Raw genomic sequence first — 1,136 nt, forward strand, 5'->3', positions numbered from 1 at the left:
CTGGCACAGATCGCCCAGGACTTCGGGGTCCATGAGATGACGATCACGAAGTGGTTGCGTGCCGCCGATGTCGAGGACGGCGTGAAGCCCGGCGTCGCCTCGGAGCACGCACGGGAGTTGCGTGAGGCTCGACGTCGGATTCGGTTGCTGGAGCAGGAGAACGAGGTCCTGCGGCGGGCGGCGGCGTACCTGTCCCAGGCTCAGCTGCCGGGAAAAGGCTCTACCCGCTCGTGAGAGAGCTCGCCGCGGCCGGTGCCCCGATCAGGGTGCCGGTCGCGGTGGCGTGCCGGGTGCTCAAGCTCCACCGCCAGCACTACTACGCCTGGCTCGCCCAGCCGGTCACCGGCGGCGAGCTCAAGGAGGCGTACCTCGCGAACGCGGTCTTCGATGCCCACCGTGAGGACCCCGAGTTCGGCTACCGGCTGCTGTTCGACGAGGTGAACGCGGCCGGGCACAAGGTCAGTGAGCGCACGGTGTGGAAGATCTGCTCGGCGAACCAGTGGTGGTGCGTGTTCGGCAAGAAGCGCCGCGGGAAGAATGGGCGGCCCGGCGCGCCCGCGCACGATGACCTGGTGCGTCGCGAATTCACCGCTCCTGGCCCGAACCGGTTGTGGTTGACGGACATCACCGAGCATCCCACCGGCGAAGGCAAGGTCTACCTGTGTGCGGTCAAGGACGTGTGGTCGAACCGGATCGTGGGGTACTCCATCGCCGACCGCATGACGTCCCAGCTGGCCGTCGACGCCCTGGAATCGGCGGTCTCGCGCCGCGGGGTGCGCGTGGCCGGCTGCACCCTGCACTCGGACCGCGGCGGCCAGTTTCGAAGCCGAAAGCTGCAGCACTCCCTCTGGCGCCACCAGATGCGCGGATCCATGGGCCAGGTCGGATCAGCCGGTGACAACGCCGCCATGGAGAGCTTCTTCAGCCTGCTTCAGCGCAACGTCCTGGACCGGCAGAGATGGACCACCCGAGAGGAGCTGCGGATCGCGATCGTGACCTGGATCGAACGGACCTACCACCGTCGCCGACGCCAGGCCAGACTCGCACGATTGACCCCGATCGAGTTCGAGATCATCATGAGCCAGGCCGCCGACCAAGCTGCCTAACCAACTGTCACGGAATCATGCAGCAGCCCC

The 1,136-nt window shown here is 67.3% G+C and carries 2 protein-coding genes; both read left to right on the forward strand.

The window, feature by feature from the left end; translation table 11 throughout:
- Positions 1–234 (forward strand): transposase (locus tag E1O70_RS20730; RefSeq protein WP_476695760.1); only part of this gene is annotated, 234 nt, incomplete at its 5' end.
- Entirely contained in the window at positions 231–1,106 is an 876-nt protein-coding gene (locus E1O70_RS19735) for an IS3 family transposase (protein ID WP_061269486.1), read from the forward strand. The genes E1O70_RS20730 and E1O70_RS19735, both read left to right, overlap by 4 nt.
- Positions 1,107–1,136 lie beyond the last annotated feature (30 nt).

The organism is Cellulosimicrobium funkei (assembly GCF_004519295.1).
GTDB classification, from domain to species: domain Bacteria; phylum Actinomycetota; class Actinomycetes; order Actinomycetales; family Cellulomonadaceae; genus Cellulosimicrobium; species Cellulosimicrobium funkei.